We start from the raw sequence: 17,100 nt of genomic DNA on the forward strand, positions 1-17,100 counted from the left end.
GCGGATTCCCGTGTGAAAGTAGGTCATCGTCAGGCTAATATTAAGCAAAGCCCCCAGCTCGAAAGAGTTGGGGGCTTTTTGCTTTTCAGGATCTTGTTTATTAGGGTGCGGAGTTTTTAAACATTGCGGCGGCAAATTGTTTCTCCCGGGCCTGGACTGTTTGAAGAAATTCAGCGGCGCCCTTCATTGCGCGAAAGGTGTCGAAGCCTGATTCAAGAAATGCCTGCAATTCCCCCATGCCTGCGCCTGCTGCTGGGCCTCTCATCATTCTCAATGCGTGCCTGAGCAACGGCTTGCGCGTTAAGGTCTCCAGCGATTCACCGACGGCAACCGTCAAGCTTATCTGAAGTTGTCGCGACTCTGAGTCCGCGCAGGCCTGCCAGGCACGCCGATAACTTTCGGCGCTAATGTGTTCTGTATCCAAATGCTCGGCCATCAAGGTGTCCAACCTTTCGGATATTGCATGCAGACGAGCAAGTCGCAACACGGTATCGACGACCTCCGATGGAAACAATTTGACCAAGGCCGGGACTACTCGTGCAAATTGTGCGTCACGGCGGGTGTAGTCACCAGGGCCGTAGAGTTCCTGCAAGAAGAACTCGGCAGCCCCCTGGTAGCGTGGCGAGACCAATAGGTCAGCATAGGTTTGGGCGAAACGCTGTTGTTGATAGCGTTTGAGTGCCTGAACTTTTGCTACCAAGCCAGGGGTCTGTTCGCGCCGCTGGCGTTGCGTATTCACTTCTTGGAGGTGATGCAATATCTGTTCGTCTATCGCTGAATGCATGGCTGACCAACTCAATGGAATAGTGCGATTGTGAGCCCACGACACAGGAACGATGAATGGATGAATTCAACGAGGGCCGATGTTAGTGAGGGCACTGTTGAGGGCGACACCATCTTCTGGGTAGGACGCATGGAGCAGACGGCCTGTGGTGTTTAAAGACAGGATTCTTGTGGATTTTCAGCACATGTAGGCAGAAAAAAAGCCCTGAAGGCATATTGCCTCAGGGCTAATGAAGGGCCGCCGACCGCCTTTAGGCTGCCGACTCGTCCTTCAGCACGCCACGGCGAATTTGATCAAGCTCGATGCTTTCGAATAGTGCTTTGAAGTTACCTTCGCCAAAGCCCTCGTTGCCTTTGCGCTGGATGATTTCGAAGAAGATGGGGCCAATCACTTCCTTGGTGAAGATCTGCAGCAACAACTCGTTGGGTGCGTCCAAATGCGCTGCGCCGTCGATCAAGATGCGCAGTCGGCGCAATTCCTCGACGTTTTCGCCGTGCCCCGGGAGGCGCCGGTCGATCAGGTCGAAATAGGTGTTGATGGTTTCTTGGAAGTCGACGCCTGAGTTGCGCATGCGCTCAACGGTTTTGTACACATCGTCGGTGCCCATGGCGACATGCTGAATGCCTTCGCCATGGTAGATGTCCAAATACTCGGCGATCTGGCTCTTGTCGTCGCTGCTCTCGTTGATCGGGATACGGATATTGCCGCAGGGGCTGGTCATGGCCTTGCTCTTGAGCCCGGTCAGCTTGCCTTCGATGTCAAAGTAGCGCACTTCGCGGAAGTTGAAGAAGCGCTCATAGAAGTCCGCCCATTCCTTCATGCGGCCACGGAACACGTTATGCGTCAGGTGGTCGATGTAGGTGAGGCCCAGGCCGACGGGGTTGGATGGCACCGGTTTACCTTGCGCATCCAGCAGCGGGACGAAATCGACGTCGTAGATGCTGATATTGCCGATATCGCCGGCGGCGGCATCGTTCTTGCCTTGCCAACGGTCGACAAAATAGATCAGCGAGTCACCAATGCCCTTGATAGCCGGAATATTGAGCTCCATCGGGCCGGCTTTGTTGTCAAAGCCCCAGGCGCCCAATTCCAAGGCGCGCTGATAGGCGTGAGCAGCATCTTGGACGCGGAAGCCGATGGCGCAGATGGATGGTCCGTGCAGGCGAGCAAAGCGCTGGGCAAATGAATCGAGTTCTGCGTTGATCAGGAAGTTGACACCGCCTTGGCGATACAGGGTGACGTTCTTGTGCCGATGCTTGGCCACGGCGGTGAAGCCCATGGTCAGGAACAGCTTGCCGAGTTCGGCTGGATCGGGTGCAGCGAATTCAATGAATTCGAAGCCTGCGGTGCCCATTGGATTTTCCCAGGGGGTGAATGCCATATCTTGTCTCCAAAAAAATACCTTGCGATGGGTCAAGACTGTAGGTGTTTTGATGCGCAGGATTCATGCGAACTCTGGCGCAAGGGTGCGTCCAGCCGCAGGAATCCTGCGAGAATTGCAAAGATGGGAAATGATGTGCAGCTCGATACCATTGATAGACGCATTTTGAGGGCGTTGCAGATCGATGGCCGCGTCACCTATGACGCCTTGGCGGCGCAGGTCAGCTTGTCAGCCTCTGCTGTGCTGCGGCGGGTGCGGCGCTTGGAGGAGTCGGGCGCAATTGCTGCGTACGTGGCTTTGGTGCCGCCCGAAAAGGTGGGTTTGGGCTTAACCGCCTACATCAATGTGCGACTCGAAAAACACACCGAAAGCCATCAACGCAATCCGATGGAGCTGTTTCGGGTTGCCGTGCAGGCCTGGCCCGAGGTGGTGGAATGCGCGGCGCTGACCGGCGATATGGACTATTTGCTGCGCGTGCTGGTTCAGGACATGGCGCATTACGCGCGCTTCATCACCGAGACGCTGCTCAAGCATCCCAGCGTGCAGGACTGTAAAACGAGCTTTGTGCTGGATCGGCTGAAGAACACGACGGCGGTGCCCGTCTAGCCGGAGCGAGGCCCCTCAGCTGCTGTAGGTCTCAGCATCATCGCCTGGTCAGCACCACCGCCAATTCCGTCCAGCCTTGGGCGTGGACATGTGCAGGGTAGGGCGGCGCCGGCCAAGCCCAGTGCTCGGCTGGGAACAATGCCCGCACCGCTTGAATGTCACAGTGGTAGGGCGGACCTTCCACGATGCCCTGGCCCGCGCCTTCTCTCCGGGCTTGCATCAGCAAGGCAAAAAGTCGGCCGCCGGGTTTGATCCAGGCATAGAGTTGATCGGCATAACGCCGCCATTGATCTGGATGCAAGGCGCACAAGCAAGTCTGTTCATAGACCGCGTCGATGGCTGAGCGGGGCTGCCACGCCAGGACATCGGCTTCTTCCACCTGCGCGAAGTCGCAGTCACCGTCGCTTGCCAATTGTGTTCGAGCCATGGCAACTGCAGCGGGCGAATAGTCCAGGCCTCGCGCACGAATCCCGGCCTTGGCCAGCAGCAGCAATTCATGCCCGCGGCCGCAGCCGGGGACCACCAAATCAAGCCCCGCTGTGATCTCGCCTTGTTCGAGCCAAGACAGGAGCTGCGGATGCGCTTCGCCACGGTCCCAGGGAATTTGCCCGCTGACAAAGCGTTGCTGCCAAAAATCTTGCGTCGGCCCAGCCATCTCAGCTGCAGCCTCAGTCGAATTCGTGAAGCAACTTGAGCGTCGCCTCTTGGCTCAGGTTGAGCAGCTTGGCGATCTCTAGCAAGTCGTCCGGCACGGCCTCGTCGTTCCAGTCGTCGGCGGTGTGGCGTGCCAGCCGAATCGCAAGCTTGACGCACTGGACCTGCGGGTCATTGGCGCGCTTGTCGTTGGTGATGTGCTGCAGCAGTTCCGGCAGATGCCAGGCTTGCATCAGCGCCTGCTCCAGATCGCTCAACTCAATATGCAATACCTCGCGCTGCACGGCCGTGCTGCGCAAATGACGGTCAGCTGTTTGTCGGTCCCGGATTTGTTGAGCCAGCTCGGGCGCGTTGACCCACAGCAGCATTTCCGCAAAATCGTGCAACAAGGCGGCGCTGTGGATGACAGCCGCATCCGGGTCGCGTCTATGGATGGCAAAGCACAGCGCATAGCGCGCTGCCCGCTCGGCACGGTGCAAGACCCGCTGCAGCCCATCTAGCGCCTGGGGCTGAGCTGCCAACCTGTCCTCCACCGTCGGCTGCGGGCCGAACTCACGGAAGAAGGGTGTGATGCCCATCAAGACCAAAGCGGCCGTGACGGTTTCGGCGTCGGTCATCAGGCGGCTCGAGCGGTGATTGGCAGCGTAGGCCAAGACCTTCAGCGTCATGAGTGGGTCGGTGGCAATCATCTCGCCCAGGCTGTTGGCGTCAACCGCGTCTTCGTTGCTGCGTAGCAGTTCCAGTGATTCCGCCGTTTCGGCCAACACCGGGATTTCGGCATTGCAGAACAGGGCCGTCCATGCAGCCAAGTCCGGCGGGGCTTGGCGTAGAGCGGGTAAGGGTGTGGTCGCGGGCATGGCTACTTGCTGGAGTGATGCCCAATCGTATAGCGACTATTTCTGGCCGGTGCCGAGAAAAGAGGCGCAAACAGCGGCCTTGCCGTGGCAAAACACCGCCCTTGTCCGCGGATTCAGTGCGGGCCAGGGGCGGTGTGCTGGCTTCACAGCCGCGTGATGCCAGACAAGGTGCCGATGCGGCGGCCGTCGGCATACAAAGCGCCCTCGGGCGCGCCAGCTTCGGCATAGAACTCCAACTCGGGTTTGCGCTGCTTGTGGCGCTGAGGCAGCAAGCGATGCGCCAAGCGGGCCAGCAGCGCGCTGCCGCAGCGCAGCGCAATGGCCAAGCGTAAACGCCAAGCCTCGTGAGTCCATTCGTATTCGGCGGCGCTTGCGTCGGGGCCGCGCAATTCTGTCAATCTCATGATGTCTCTCCATATCGGCCCAAGGCAGGGCCGGTCGGTTCAGGCGCTGCTGTCCGGCAGCGTCATCTCCAGGGTTTGTTTGTGCAGGTCGCGACGCGCCGTTTGGCGCTGGCTGCTGCCGGTGTTGAAGTGGCCGTGCTTGCCGGCTTGGCGCATCAGTGCGTGGGCAACCAGCGGATTGCGCGGTTTGCGCAGCTTCAAATTGAGGGGCCGGGGGCTGGTGAACTGAGTCATGTGCAAAATTCCTTGGCGAGCCGAGCTCGCAATAGTTTCTGGGCATGCGGCGGCGCTGCTGGGCCGCTGCGGCGTCAATCAAATGCTTGAGGCAAGCCGCCGAGGACGGCTTTGGGAATTGCAGCGGCTCACGATCGGTGCTGCTGATCGATTGACGGGCTGCGACTAACGATTAATCGGCGGAGCCGAATGGCTTGGGTGCAGTGCCGGCCTTCTTGAGCGCCTGGGGCGTCAGTGCAGCGGGGTGCGCCCGTTAAAGAGTTGAGTTGGGCGTTGTGGGGTATGTCATCGCCGCGATGCATAACGCCGCGACTTGTGCAAATGATAAACGAATGTTTATCTTGCGCAAGTGCTTTGTTTCTTTTTTGATAAAGAAATTAGGGGGGTGTGGATCAACGCTTCTTGGGCTTCAAGGGCGCTATGCCTTGTTGAAGGCGCCGCCACTCGTCCAACTCGGCGGCGCCGCCATGTGCTGGCCCAGCAGCCGGGCTGGGCCGACTGGTCGCGCTCGGGCTTGTCGGCACCGAGCGGGGGGAGGCGAACGCGGGTGCTGCTGCCGGCGGCGTCAGGACCTCACCCAGCAGATCCAGCAAACGCGTGCGGGCGCGCTGAGGGTGGCGGCGGTAATAGGTCAGCACCAAGCCGACGATAAAGCGCTCATCATCATCTTGCGGCACGCTCGGGCTGCTGTCTTGCACCGGTGGCGCAGCCGCCTTGCTCTTGCTGTGCTGGGGCTTGTCCATCCAGCCGGCGGGTTTGTGGAACAACTGTTCGAACTGCCGCGCCAGACGCTCACCAATCTGCCGCGAGCGGCTCTTGATCTGGCTCCAATAGCTGGGCTGAATCTGCAGGCGCTCGGCAAAGCGCCGCTCCAGCCCCCGCAAGGCGGCTGCATCAGGTTGTTTCACGGCGGCGGCAACGAACTCTTCGAACAGGAGCATCGCGTTGTCCAACCGGACTTGGGCGACGTCCACAGGGGCGGATGACATGGCCGTATGATAAAGCTTCATTGCTCGCAGGCTTTGCGCCGGCGCAATTCAAACGCAAAAGATGCAGGGTCTTGCTCAGGTCACCAGCGCCAACATGAGGCGCTTTCACTGCTGCTTGGCGCTGCATTGATAAAGAACCGTTCATCAGTCGCTTGTTTGCTGCGACCCGCCGCCTCAGTCCACCTCATCGCTGGCCTTGTAGGCCGCCATCAGCTGGGTCTGAATGTTGGGTGGCACTGACTCATAGTGAGACAGCTGCAGGGTGTAGCGCCCTTGCCCGCTGGTCAAGGCATTCAGGCGAGTTTGGTAGCTGGACAGCTCGGCCAGCGGCGCTAGCGCTTGCACTGTGATGGCGCCAGGGGCGGAGCTGTCGCCAACCTTGGTGCCGTTGACTTGGCCCCGCCGTGCGGCGAGGTCCCCGGTGATATCGCCCACGGCTGTGGCCGGCGCGCTGATTTCAATGTGCACCATGGGCTCCAACACCAAGGGCCGGGCCTCTCGCACCGCCGCAATCAAGGCCCGCCGGCCGGCTGTGACAAAGGCAATTTCTTTGCTGTCGACGGCGTGGTGTTTACCGTCAAACACGGTGACGCGCAAATCGACCAGGGCGTAGCCGGCAACGACACCGCTTTCAAGCGCAGAGCGCACGCCTTTCTCGACGGCCGGCATGTACTGGCCCGGGATGGTGCCGCCCTTGACGGCGTCGACGAACTCAAAGCCGGCCCCGCGGGCCAGCGGCTCGATGCGCAAATAGACCTCGCCAAACTGTCCGGCGCCGCCGCTTTGCTTCTTGTGTCGGTAATGGCCTTCGGCCGCCGCAGAAATCGTTTCGCGGTAGGCAACCTTGGGCGGCTGCGTCAAGACTTCAAACTTATAGCCCTCCCGCAGCCGCTCCAGCAGCATGCGCAGATGCAGTTCGCCCAGGCCATAAACCACGGTTTCATTGGTCTGCCCGCTGTGCTCAAGCTTCAGGCAGGGGTCTTCGTCAACCAGTCGATTGAGAATCTCCCACAGCCTTTGCTCGTCACCGTGACGGGCCGGGCTGATGGCCAAGCCATGCACGGGCACCGGAAACTCCAAGGGCCGCAAAAAGATATGTTCGTCTTCGGGCGCGTCGTGCAGCACTGCGTCATAGTGCAACTCGTCGACCTTGGCAATCGCACACAGCTCACCCGGCAGCGCCTGCTCGACCTCGACATGCTTATTGCCCTGTAGCAAGAACAGATGGCCCACGCGAAAGGGCTTGCGGCCATGCCCCACAAAGAGTTGGCTGTTGCGTGTCAATGTGCCCTGGTGAACGCGCAAGATACCCATCTTGCCCAGGTAGGGGTCGCCGGTAATTTTGAAGACATGGGCCAGCACATGGGCGTTGGGGTCGGGTTTTGCCAGCAAGGGTTCGGCGCCCTCGGCGCCCTGAGCGCGTAGAAACTGCGGCGGGTTGCCCTCGGCCGGATTGGGCAGCAGCCGCGCTATCACGTCTAGCAACTCGGCCACGCCGGCGCCGCTGCGGGCGGAAGTGAAGCAGACCGGGATCAGATGACCTTCGCGCAGCGCCTGTTCAAGAGGCGCGTGCAATTCGCGCGGATCGACATCGCCTTCGTTCAAGTAACGTTCTACAAATGCGGCATCTACCTCCACTACCTGCTCGACCAGCGCCTGATGCGCAGTCCCCACCGAAGAAAAGTCGGCTTGGCCCGTGATGTTGAAGAAGCAGTCCAGCACGCGGCTGCCGCCGGCTGCGGGTAGATTCAGGGCCAAGCATTCGCGCCCAAAGACTTCGCGCAACTGCGTGAGCAGGCCCGGCAAATCAAGTTCGGCCGTGTCAATTTTGTTGATCACGATCAGCCGGCACAGGCCGCGCTGGGCGGCCGTCTCCATCATCTTGACGGCCATCGGCTCAATGCCGCTTTGGGCGTTGATGACGACGACGGCAGTATCTGCGGCCTCCAGGGCGGGCAGCGATTGGCCGATGAAATCGGCCGCTCCCGGCGTGTCGATCGCGTGGATGCGCAAGCCGCCATGCTCAAAATGGGCCAATGACGTATGCAGTGAGTGTTGTAGCTTGCGCTCCAGCGGGTCGTGGTCACTGACAGTGCTGCCGCGCTCGACGCTGCCGGCTTGGGTGATGCTGCCCGCCTGCAACAGCAGCGCTTCCAGCAAGCTGGTCTTGCCCGCGCCGGCCGGCCCAACCAGGGCCAAGGTGCGAATGGACGCTAAGCCGCGGCTGCTGTCCTCGAGATGACTGGCGGGACTGGGCATGACGTGCTCCTTGACGCGGGATGCATGGACATTTGTACCAGTGCCGGGTCGGTCGAGAGGCTGCCCGGCGGGGCTCCCAGCGTAGGGCAAGCGCGGCCGACTTACAAGTGCGGCCAGCTACTTGAGCGGAATTGGCGTACCGCGATCCACCGGCACGGCGCTGATGCTGTTTTGCGGCGAGCCCTCGATCACGCGGTCGGAATAGGTCAGGTAGACCAGGGTGTTGCGCTTGGCGTCGACCATGCGCACGATGCGTAGCTTTTTGAAGATCAAGGAGGTCCGCTCATTGAAGACTTCTTCTTGCTGTGGCAGTGCTTTGGCGAAGGCAATGGGGCTGGTCTGGCGGCAGGCAATCGAAGCCTCGGATTTGTCCTCGGCCAGCCCCAAGCCGCCCTTGATGCCTCCGGTCTTGGCGCGCGACACATAGCAGGTCACGCCGCTGACTTTGGGGTCGTCATGCGCGTCGACGACGATTTTGTGGTCCGGGCCTATGAACTTGAAGACGGTGTCAACCTCGCCGACCGCGTCGGCCGCCAGCGCCAAAGCCGGGCCGCTCAGCGCCAGCAAGACTGTCAATTTGAGTCGCATTGCAGATCCTCCGTGAGCGTGGAGGGTATCAGGCCTGCAGTCTTGTGTGCGCTTGCCGACTGTCCAGCGGCGCCTGCGCCCGGTCGTGCAAGCCGTAGTCTCTTTGCACCTCGGCGACGCGCAGTCGGTAGTCAGCGAACACCTGGCTGCGCCCCAAGGCCTGCGTGCTGCGGTGTTGTTCCAGATTGCGCCAGGCCGCTACGGCCGCCTCGTCGCGCCAGAAGGACAGCGACAGCAGTTTGCCCGGCTCGCTTAGGCTGCTGAAACGCTCGATGCTGAGGAAGCCGTCGATCTGCGCCAACAAAGGACGCAGCTCGGCGGCCAGATCCAAGTACTCTTGGAAGTGCGCGGGATGGGGCTTGACTTCGAAAATGACGGCGATCATGGTTGCTCCTGCTCGAACCTGGCTGTGCTCAGTATGGGAATGCGCGCATTGGCCAAGGCCTTAAAGCCTGTGCACCGGGGTGTTTGCTGACGGGCGCCGCCCTCCAATGCCCGCCACAAAGCCACCGCACCCGCAGTCAATGCCAGCGCTATGCCGGGGCAGCGGTGGCGGCCGCTGCCGAAGCTCAGCGTATTGGTCTGTGTATCGGTCTGCGGATCATCGCTTCCGACCAGCAGCACCAGCAAGGCCTCTCCCGCTTGCAATGTCTGACCGGCCAGTACGCAGTCGCGCGAGGCCCAGCGGCGGGTGTGATGAATGGCGCCCGGCTGCCGAGCTGCCGCCTGGAGCAGGGCGGCACAAGCGGCCAAATCCGGTGTCGAGGCAGTCGAGGCTTCCATTGAGGTGGCCGCCAGCAGGGCAAGGCCGAGCAGGCCGGCGCCGGCCTCGTAGCTTTGCCAGAGCAGGGCCAGCGCCTGCGCTTGCCACCATGCTTGGCCACCATCCAACTCAAGTCGCAGCGCCTGTGTCTGTAGTGCAGCAGCCAGTGGCGCATCGGCTGCGTCGCCTAGCTGGGCCAATAGTTCAGCGACGGCTTGGTCGGCCGCGTCCAGCGCTACAAAGTCCGCTTGGGGTTTCAGTGCGAGCGCCATGGCCGCCAACTTGGCCTGCAGCCCTGCTTGATCGGCCGCGTCGAACATGGGCAGGCCAAGCAGCGCGGCCACCGTGCAGGGAATACTGCGCCATTGCCAGTGGGACCATTCCAGGCCAACACCCACGTCTAAAGCCAGGTCGGCTTGGCGCACAGCGATTTGCTCGACCAGGGCCGCGTCAAGCCGCTCGAGCGCCAACAGAACGGCGCGCTTCTCGGCCTCGCGCGCGGCGTCGTCGCGCATGCGCAACCAGCGCGCGAAGACGGCTCCAAAGGGGCGGCCTTGCAGGCTTACGGGTACAGCTTGGCCCGGTGGGCGTACGCCCAGAGCGGGGTGCTCCAAAGCGGCATGTGCCAGCGCTGGGCTTGCGGCAAGCCAGCAATCCGATGCCTGGTCGAACTGCAAGGCGGATTGCTCGCTCAGCGCGCTGTAAAAGCACTGCATGGCAGTGGAGTCGGGCGATGCGGCAGCATTGAGCACGCTCAGCGCAGCGGTGGGGGCGAGGTAAGGGCAAGTCATGGCGCCAGTATCTTTGCCTTGCCTTGGTCATGCTTCGTTTAGCATCGAAGCATGGATGAGCAGCAGACTTTTGCCGACGCGGCCTTGGCCGAGATTGCCCAGAGCATGGCCGAGCCGGCGCGGGCGCGCATCTTGTGCTGTTTGATGGATGGTCATGCCCGTACGGCTACCGAGTTAGCGGCGGTGGGTGAGGTGGCGGCTTCTACCGCCAGCGCGCATCTGGCGCGCTTGAGCAGCGCCGGCTTGATCGAGTGCCAGTCGCAGGGGCGTCACCGTTACTACAAGCTGGCCGGCGGCGAGGTCGGCGCGGCCCTGGAGGCGATGTTGGTGCTGGCCGGACGCAGCGTCAGCCGGGCATTGAAGCCCTTTGAGCCCAGCACACCGCCTGGCATGCGGGAGGCGCGTCGCTGCTATGACCATCTTGCCGGCGACTGGGCCGTGCGTCTGCATGACCATGCTTTGCGCAGCAGCTGGCTAGAAGTTGATGCGGCCCTGCCGCGAGCCTATACGCTCAGCGCGACGGGGATTACGGGCTTTGCTGCCTTGGGCCTGGATGTGGAGGCCGCAAGGTCAAGCAGGCGACGCCTTGCCTGCGCCTGCATGGACTGGAGCGTACGCAGCCCGCATTTGGGCGGGGCCTTGGGCGCTGCTTGGCTGCAGCTGCTCATTAGGGACGCCTGGGTGGAGGGCGAACTGGACAGCCGCGCTGTGCGCATCACGCCGCGTGGCCGCAGCAGACTGCAGCGATTGCTGGGCAGCATTCCCGCATGAAGCCTCAAAGACTTTGGCTGACGCTTGGCTTGCTGCTGCTGAGCTCGCTGGCTTGGGCTGCTGATGATGTCTTGCGCATAGGTTCCAAGCGTTTCACCGAGTCCTACATCTTGGCGCATGTGTTGGCGCAAACTGCACAAGGAACGGATAAGTCCGGCAATGTGGAGGTGTTGGCTGGCCTGGGCAATACCGCCATTGTCTACGCCGCCCTGCAAGCCGGCAGTATTGATCTGTACCCCGAGTACGCCGGCACCATAGACCAGGAGATTTTGAAGAACAAGACGCCGTCAAGCTTGGCCGCAATGCGTGAGCAACTGAAGCCGCTGGGTCTGGGCGTTGATATCGCGCTGGGCTTCAACGATGGCTATGCCTTGGCGATGCAGGCAGATAGGGCGCAAGCGCTGGGCGTCAGCAAATTGTCCGATCTGGCCCGGCAGCCCCATTTGCGCTTGGGGCTCAGCAATGAATTCATTGGCCGAGCCGACGGTTGGCCCGGGCTGGCCAAACGCTATGGTCTGCGGCAGCAGCCGACCGGCCTCGACCATGGCTTGGCCTATGAGGCCTTGAGCGCCGGCCAAACCGATGTGATCGATATCTACACGACTGACGCCAAGATCGCCCACTTGGGCCTGCGCGTGTTGCAAGACGATGGCGCTCATTTCCCGCGTTATGACGCGGTTATTCTGTATCGGCTCGATGTGCCGCAGCGCTTTCCCGCCGCATGGGCGGCGCTGCAGGGTCTGGCCGGCAGCATCGACGAGGCGGCCATGATTAACATGAATGCCAAGGCCGAATTGCAGGGCAAGAGTTTTGAGCTGATCGCCACCGAGCATTTGCAAGCCAAGTCCAGCGCGGTGAGCGAGCCCGCCCAAACGGGCTTTTGGCACAAACTGTTTGGCCCCGATTTGCTGCGTCTGACCTTGCAGCACCTGAGTCTGGTTCTGACTTCGGTCGGGCTGGCGAGCGTGATCGGCCTGCCGCTTGCACTGCTGGTGGCGCCGCATGCGCGCCTGCAAGGCCTGCTGCTCGGGGCCTGTGGTTTGCTGCAAACCGTGCCCTCGCTGGCGCTGCTGGCCGCGCTGATCTCCTGGATCGAGCGCATCGGCAGCCTGCCGGCGATGCTGGCACTGACGCTTTATGCCTTGCTGCCCATCATGCGCAATACCAGCACCGGCTTGGCCGAGGTGCCGGCGGGGCTCAAGCAGGCCGGCATGGCCCTGGGGCTCACGCCCTGGCAGAGCCTGCGCTTGATTGAGTTACCGCTGGCCTTGCCGCTGGTGCTGGCCGGCGTACGTACGGCGACAAGCATCGCCGTCGGCACCGCGACGATTGCCGCCTTCATCGGTGCCGGAGGCTTGGGTGAGCGCATCGTCACCGGTCTGGCGCTGAATGACCACGAACTCTTGTTGGCCGGCGCATTGCCGGCGGCCGCGCTGGCGCTGTTATTCGAGGCGGTATTTGCTGTTTTGGCGCTGGGCCTGCGCAGGCGCTTTGTTTGAGCCAGCCGCCGGGCCACGGCGCGGGCTTGCCCTAGACTGAGAACATCATGCGTCTTCTACACCAATGAACGGTCTCGCCCCACTGCTTCAAATCGACGGTCACGTCGCCCGCATCACGCTGCGCCGGCCGCGCTTGGCCAATCGCTTGGAGATCGAGGATTTGCGCAGGCTGCGCGCGCAGGTCGATCAGGTCAACCGGGCGCACGAGGTGCGGGTCTTGGTGCTCAGCGGCGAAGGCCGTTACTTTTGTAGCGGTTTCAATATTGCCGCAGTGCCGGGCGTGAATGCCGGCGCCCTGTTCGAGGCCTTGGCGGATGACTGGGAGGCGGCGCGGCCCATCACGGTGGCCAAGATTCAGGGCGGGCTCTATGGAGGGGCGACCGATTTGGCGCTGGCCAGCGACTTCCGTTTGGGCGCGGCCGCCTGCGAGATGTTTGTGCCGGCGGCGCGCTTGGGCCTGCATTTCTATCAAGGAGGCCTGCAGCGCTATGTCAGCCGGCTGGGCCTGCAATGGGCCAAACGGGTTTTGCTGGCGGGCGCTACCTTGGACGCCAAGCAAATGCTGGCCTGCGGCTTTCTGGATCAGCTCTTGGCCGGCGCTGCCGAGCTGGATGTGGCCAGCGAAGCCTTGGTGGCGGACCTGTTGCAGATGGCGCCTTTGGCCTTGCTGGGCATGAAGAAGCACTTGAACGCGATCGCCCGGGGTGCGCTGGATGAGGCAGCGCTGCAAGCCGATATCGCACATGCCAATCTTTCAAGGGATTTAGCCGAAGGCGTTGCTGCCTGGCAGGAAAAAAGACCAGCCCACTTCATCGGCGGATGAGTGCCGCGGCAGCCCGTCGCGCGGATTTTTTAAACTGAATTTGGCGCAACTAGGGAATCCCCTCCCTCGCTCCAAGGGGGCGAGTAGCGAACTGCGCGCGAGATCGGCCTCCAGATAGTGGAAAATACAGGGTCGGCGCATTTGCCCAATCGGATCGAGGAAAATCCGGCTGAGCGTTTGTGCCAGGCTCTCTCTAACTCAAATCAGGACCGACGTGGCCAAGGACAGTACTAAAACCACCATCGAAGCTGATGGACTGCGCTACCGCTCAAAAGCTCCAGGTTCGCCATTTGCGGCGACCTCCTCCTTCGGTGCGGCAACCATGTCGTGCTTTTTGTGCGGCAAACATCGCCCGCGTGCAATGCTCAAGTCCAAGAAGCTTTTGGGCAAATCTCAACCCGTATGCTCCCCCACTTGCAAGGAGCTGGATGAGTTGCTGACCAAGCCGTGATGGCTTGAACCTGGAACAAAACGGCCCGCTCCGAGGCCGTGTTCCTTCAAATCTGCCTGAAGCAACGTCCGCAGACGGCCCGGTAACGGGCATTTCCGCCAATTTCGACCTGGTCACCGACGGTGACCTTGCGGTTGTTGGCGTCGACACGCATATTCATTGTTGCCTTGCGACCACAGTCGCAGATGGTCTTCATCTCGTCCATCTCATCGGCCAAGGCCAGCAAACTGGCCGATCCGGGGAATAGCTCGCCCTGGAAATCGGTGCGCAGGCCGTAGCAAATGACCGGCAGGTTGTGGATATGGGCCAACTCATGCAGCGCCCAGACCTGCGTCTTGTTGAGAAACTGAGCCTCGTCGATCAGCAGGCAGGCCACGCCAGGCTGCTCCGCATTCAAGGCCAGGAAATCGGTCTGCGGCTCAAACAGCTCCGCTTCGCGCTGCGGCCCCAGGCGCGAAGTGATCTGGCCGCTGCCGTAGCGGTCATCAACCCGCGCGGTAAACAAGCGCACGCTGTGGCCGCGCTCCTCATAGTTGTGCGCCACCTGCAGCAAGGCGGTCGACTTGCCTGCGTTCATTGCGGCATAACGGAAAAATAACTTGGCCATTGGGGGGGGGGACTGGGGTTCAGTGTCGTTTGGAGTGATCGGGCCATTGTCCTTGCAATCGCCTAATCGAAGGACTTGCGCCGTCACTCCTTCGATCCGCCGCAGTAATCCCCTAAATAGGCGGTATGACTTACCCGAATTGTGACAAAACCTGGGGCAAGCGAGGTAGTCAATTGCCATATCTGCCGCCTACTATTGTGTAGAGGGATGGGAGTAGTCAACGCATATCGGGCCCGTCGCGCCCCTCGCGCCGTGGGTCGGCAAGGCTAAGGAGTGAGAACAATGAGCAAAGACACCTACACCAGCGTCAGCGACAACGGTCTGCGCTATGAGTCGAAGTTAGGCGGATCACCTTTTCTGGGTAGCGGCCACACCCGCTCCTGCTTCAAATGCGGCAAGCACCGCACACCCAATAACCTGCAGTCCAAGCGCGTGCTGGGGCGCACCGAGGTGGTTTGCAAGCCCGGCTGTGCCAAGCCCAAGGACAGTATTTAAGTCTCTGTGCATTGGCTGCGCCTTTTTGTAAGGGCGCGTGTCAGAGTTTGCGTGAGCGCCCGTGTATGGCCTAGACTGGCTGGTATGGAATACCTTATGCGCGCCTTATGCGTCAGCCAATTCGCCGGCTCGTGGGTCAAGCTGGCGCGGCCCACCTTGGTCGCGGCTGCTCTGATGCTGCAAGTGACGGTGCCTGCTATCGCTGCGGCTACGGTGGGCGCTGCCGCTGCCGAACCCTATTCGGTGCTGATCAACCCTGGCGATGAAGCGGAACAATCGCGCTTCGCCACCTTCAGCGCTTGGAAGTCGACGCTCGAGCAATCGCTGCGCCCCGAACGTGGTGCGGCGCTGAAGGTCACGCCCTCGACGGATGCATCTGCCGACCTGTCGGCCACCCGAGCCCGTTTATTCGACGTCTTCGTGGCGCCGGCGCATGTGATCGGCAGCGCGGTGCGCTATGGCTATGTGCCCGTCGCCAGCATTGAAAAGCCGGTGCAAGCTGTCTTGGTGGCCTTCAATACCAGCCCGGTCAGCAGTCTCGAAAGTGCCGCCGGCAAGCGCCTGGGCCTGCCCCAGCAAGACAGCGTGGTGACCTACCTCTTGCGGGGCGAACTCAATGCCGCCAACACGACGGTCAAGCGGCATTTCAGCAGCGTGGTCGAAAGCCGCTATCAAGACGCTTTGTTGATCTGCCTGCAAATCAAGCGCTGCGATGTAGTGGCGGTGGAGCGGGCGGTCTTTGAGCGCTGGGTGGCCGCCGGTGAGCCGCTCAAGGTCGTCATGCAGAGCAAGGCCGTGCCGGGCATGGGTGTGGCGTTGAAGCCGGCCTCGACAACTTCGCCCGAAGCCCTGAGGGCGGCCCTGGCCAAGAACATGGCGGCCGCACCGGGTGCTTTTGGTGCACAAAAATTGCAAGCCCTGGCAGCCAAGGACTTCGACTATGTGTCGACCTTGGGCTATTTCACGCCGCGCAGCCTGCCCGGCGCGACTGTGGTTGACGCCGCCACGGTCGCACAACTGCAGAAGGCGGGCGCGCTCTTGTTCGATACCCGCAATGACGTCGAGTTCAAGGCCGGCCATATCGCCGGCGCCAGCCTGCTGCCATACGGCGAGAAGAGCGCCAAAGACGCCGACTTCAAGGCCGCCGATGATTCCTTTGATATCAGCAAACTGCCCGCCAACAAGGCGACGCCGCTGGTGTTTGCCTGCAATGGCGCCGAATGCTGGAAGAGCTTCAAGGCCAGTCATGCCGCCTTGAAAGCCGGCTATAGCAAGGTCTATTGGTTCCGCGGCGGCTTCCCCGAGTGGCGCAGCGCGAATCTGCCCGTCGCGGTTCAGTAGCGCGCAGCGCCTCGGTTCAGACGGGCGCGCTGATGACCCGCTTGATGCCGGCCCTGCGCAGGCGCTCCAGCATGGCCGGCTCGGCTTGGCTGTCAGTGATCAAAGAATCAATCGCCGCCGCGCCGCAAATCTGGACGCGGCTGCCTTGTCCCAGTTTGTCGGCATGGGCCAGCATGATGTTGTGGCGTGCATGCGCCAACATGGCGCGCGCCACGCCGGCCTCATGCCAGGCGTAATTCAGTGCGCCATGTTCCGGGCTCAAGGCCGTGGGTGAAATCAAGGCGTAGTCGGCATGAAAGCGGGCGATCTCGCTGATGGTGAAATCACCACTGGTGGCCGGCACGTCCGTGTGCAGATTGCCGCCCAGCAAATGAACCTCGATGTCTGAGCCGGCCGCCAAGGTCTTGGCCACCTCGACCGAATTGGTGATGACGAGCAGGCCTTTGTTGTTCAACAAGGCTTGTGCCAGTGCATGTGTGCTTGAGCCGGCGTCGATAAAGCAGGCGCTGCCGGGTTCGATCAGCGCGGCGGCATGTCGTGCGATGGCGCGCTTCTCGGCCTGAAATTGGCGCGCCCGCTCCAGGTAGCTGGCCTCGGCCAGGTTCTCGGCCGGCAAGTCGCAAGGTACCGCACCGCCATGCATGCGCTTGAGTTTGCCGTTGGACTCCAACTCGATCAGATCGCGGCGCACGGTTTCTTTGGAAACACCCAACTCCAAGGCGAAAGCGTCGGTAGTCAGGCGCTGGCGCTGATGCAGCAGCGAGATGATGCGGTCGTGACGTTCGGGAGTCCACATATGAGCG

At 61.6% G+C, this 17,100-nt stretch carries 20 protein-coding genes; 7 read left to right on the forward strand and 13 right to left on the reverse strand.

All coding sequences use genetic code 11. The features are described 5' to 3' along the window. Positions 1-100 precede the first annotated feature (100 nt). Positions 101-784, reverse strand: coding sequence for an FFLEELY motif protein (locus LNV08_RS21205; protein WP_263535738.1), 684 nt, complete (start codon positions 782-784; stop codon positions 101-103). A 250-nt stretch (positions 785-1,034) separates the two neighbouring features. Next, positions 1,035-2,165 (reverse strand): 4-hydroxyphenylpyruvate dioxygenase, encoded by a 1,131-nt coding sequence (hppD, locus tag LNV08_RS21210; protein WP_263535739.1) that lies wholly within the window; start codon positions 2,163-2,165, stop codon positions 1,035-1,037. A gap of 123 nt (positions 2,166-2,288) precedes the next feature. Here hppD and LNV08_RS21215 point away from each other — a divergent pair, with 123 nt between their 5' ends. Beyond that, positions 2,289-2,771: an Lrp/AsnC family transcriptional regulator gene (locus tag LNV08_RS21215; protein ID WP_263535740.1), complete on the forward strand. Its 483-nt coding sequence runs from the start codon at positions 2,289-2,291 to the stop codon at positions 2,769-2,771. Positions 2,772-2,808: 37 nt separating this feature from the next. Here the strand turns inward: LNV08_RS21215 and LNV08_RS21220 are convergent, their stop codons facing one another. The 9 genes from LNV08_RS21220 to LNV08_RS21260 form a co-directional block, all read right to left on the reverse strand. After that, positions 2,809-3,426, reverse strand: coding sequence for a TPMT family class I SAM-dependent methyltransferase (locus LNV08_RS21220; protein WP_263535741.1), 618 nt, complete (start codon positions 3,424-3,426; stop codon positions 2,809-2,811). 13 nt (positions 3,427-3,439) lie between these two features. After that, complete coding sequence (locus LNV08_RS21225) at positions 3,440-4,282, reverse strand: HDOD domain-containing protein (RefSeq protein WP_263535742.1); 843 nt, start codon at positions 4,280-4,282, stop codon at positions 3,440-3,442. A 143-nt stretch (positions 4,283-4,425) separates the two neighbouring features. Continuing rightward, positions 4,426-4,686, reverse strand: coding sequence for a hypothetical protein (locus LNV08_RS21230; protein ID WP_263535743.1), 261 nt, complete (start codon positions 4,684-4,686; stop codon positions 4,426-4,428). Positions 4,687-4,725: 39 nt separating this feature from the next. Then, positions 4,726-4,920 carry a hypothetical protein gene (locus tag LNV08_RS21235; protein WP_263535744.1) on the reverse strand — a complete coding sequence of 65 codons (195 nt, stop codon included), beginning with the start codon at positions 4,918-4,920 and terminating at the stop codon, positions 4,726-4,728. A gap of 392 nt (positions 4,921-5,312) precedes the next feature. Next, complete coding sequence (locus LNV08_RS21240; protein ID WP_263535745.1) at positions 5,313-5,909, reverse strand: hypothetical protein; 597 nt, start codon at positions 5,907-5,909, stop codon at positions 5,313-5,315. A 174-nt stretch (positions 5,910-6,083) separates the two neighbouring features. Next, complete coding sequence (gene fusA, locus LNV08_RS21245) at positions 6,084-8,168, reverse strand: elongation factor G (protein WP_263535746.1); 2,085 nt, start codon at positions 8,166-8,168, stop codon at positions 6,084-6,086. Positions 8,169-8,285: 117 nt separating this feature from the next. Then, positions 8,286-8,756 (reverse strand): CreA family protein, encoded by a 471-nt coding sequence (locus LNV08_RS21250; RefSeq protein ID WP_263535747.1) that lies wholly within the window; start codon positions 8,754-8,756, stop codon positions 8,286-8,288. A 28-nt stretch (positions 8,757-8,784) separates the two neighbouring features. Next, positions 8,785-9,141, reverse strand: a complete 357-nt coding sequence (locus LNV08_RS21255; protein WP_263535748.1) for an antibiotic biosynthesis monooxygenase family protein — start codon at positions 9,139-9,141, stop codon at positions 8,785-8,787. After that, a complete protein-coding gene (locus LNV08_RS21260) occupies positions 9,138-10,310 on the reverse strand; it encodes a hypothetical protein (RefSeq protein ID WP_263535749.1) in 1,173 nt (390 codons plus the stop codon). Before LNV08_RS21260 ends, LNV08_RS21255 begins: the two co-directional genes overlap by 4 nt. 51 nt (positions 10,311-10,361) lie before the next feature. Between LNV08_RS21260 and LNV08_RS21265 the strand changes: the two genes are divergently transcribed. From LNV08_RS21265 to LNV08_RS21280, 4 genes are all read left to right on the forward strand, one after another. Beyond that, a complete protein-coding gene (locus LNV08_RS21265; protein ID WP_263535750.1) occupies positions 10,362-11,081 on the forward strand; it encodes an ArsR/SmtB family transcription factor in 720 nt (239 codons plus the stop codon). Continuing rightward, complete coding sequence (locus LNV08_RS21270) at positions 11,078-12,580, forward strand: glycine betaine ABC transporter substrate-binding protein (RefSeq protein ID WP_263535751.1); 1,503 nt, start codon at positions 11,078-11,080, stop codon at positions 12,578-12,580. The genes LNV08_RS21265 and LNV08_RS21270 overlap by 4 nt, the downstream gene beginning before the upstream one ends. A 64-nt stretch (positions 12,581-12,644) precedes the next feature. Continuing rightward, positions 12,645-13,403: an enoyl-CoA hydratase/isomerase family protein gene (locus tag LNV08_RS21275; RefSeq protein WP_263535752.1), complete on the forward strand. Its 759-nt coding sequence runs from the start codon at positions 12,645-12,647 to the stop codon at positions 13,401-13,403. 214 nt (positions 13,404-13,617) lie between these two features. Continuing rightward, the gene (locus LNV08_RS21280; protein WP_263535753.1) at positions 13,618-13,854 is read left to right on the forward strand and encodes a hypothetical protein; all 237 of its coding nucleotides are present in this window, start codon (positions 13,618-13,620) and stop codon (positions 13,852-13,854) included. A gap of 46 nt (positions 13,855-13,900) precedes the next feature. Here the strand turns inward: LNV08_RS21280 and LNV08_RS21285 are convergent, their stop codons facing one another. Next, positions 13,901-14,461: a thymidine kinase gene (locus LNV08_RS21285; RefSeq protein WP_263535754.1), complete on the reverse strand. Its 561-nt coding sequence runs from the start codon at positions 14,459-14,461 to the stop codon at positions 13,901-13,903. A 282-nt stretch (positions 14,462-14,743) separates the two neighbouring features. On the opposite strand from LNV08_RS21285, the gene LNV08_RS21290 reads away from it, so the two are divergent. Together LNV08_RS21290 and LNV08_RS21295 are read left to right on the forward strand one after the other, a co-directional pair. Next, positions 14,744-14,956, forward strand: a complete 213-nt coding sequence (locus LNV08_RS21290) for a hypothetical protein (RefSeq protein ID WP_263535755.1) — start codon at positions 14,744-14,746, stop codon at positions 14,954-14,956. A 96-nt stretch (positions 14,957-15,052) separates the two neighbouring features. Continuing rightward, positions 15,053-16,297 (forward strand): rhodanese-like domain-containing protein, encoded by a 1,245-nt coding sequence (locus LNV08_RS21295; RefSeq protein WP_263535756.1) that lies wholly within the window; start codon positions 15,053-15,055, stop codon positions 16,295-16,297. 16 nt (positions 16,298-16,313) lie between these two features. On the opposite strand, the gene LNV08_RS21300 is transcribed toward LNV08_RS21295, so the two are convergent. After that, the gene (locus LNV08_RS21300) at positions 16,314-17,093 is read right to left on the reverse strand and encodes a DeoR/GlpR family DNA-binding transcription regulator (protein ID WP_263535757.1); all 780 of its coding nucleotides are present in this window, start codon (positions 17,091-17,093) and stop codon (positions 16,314-16,316) included. Positions 17,094-17,100 lie beyond the last annotated feature (7 nt).

The organism is Paucibacter sp. TC2R-5 (assembly GCF_025717605.1).
Lineage (GTDB): Bacteria > Pseudomonadota > Gammaproteobacteria > Burkholderiales > Burkholderiaceae_C > Paucibacter_A > Paucibacter_A albus.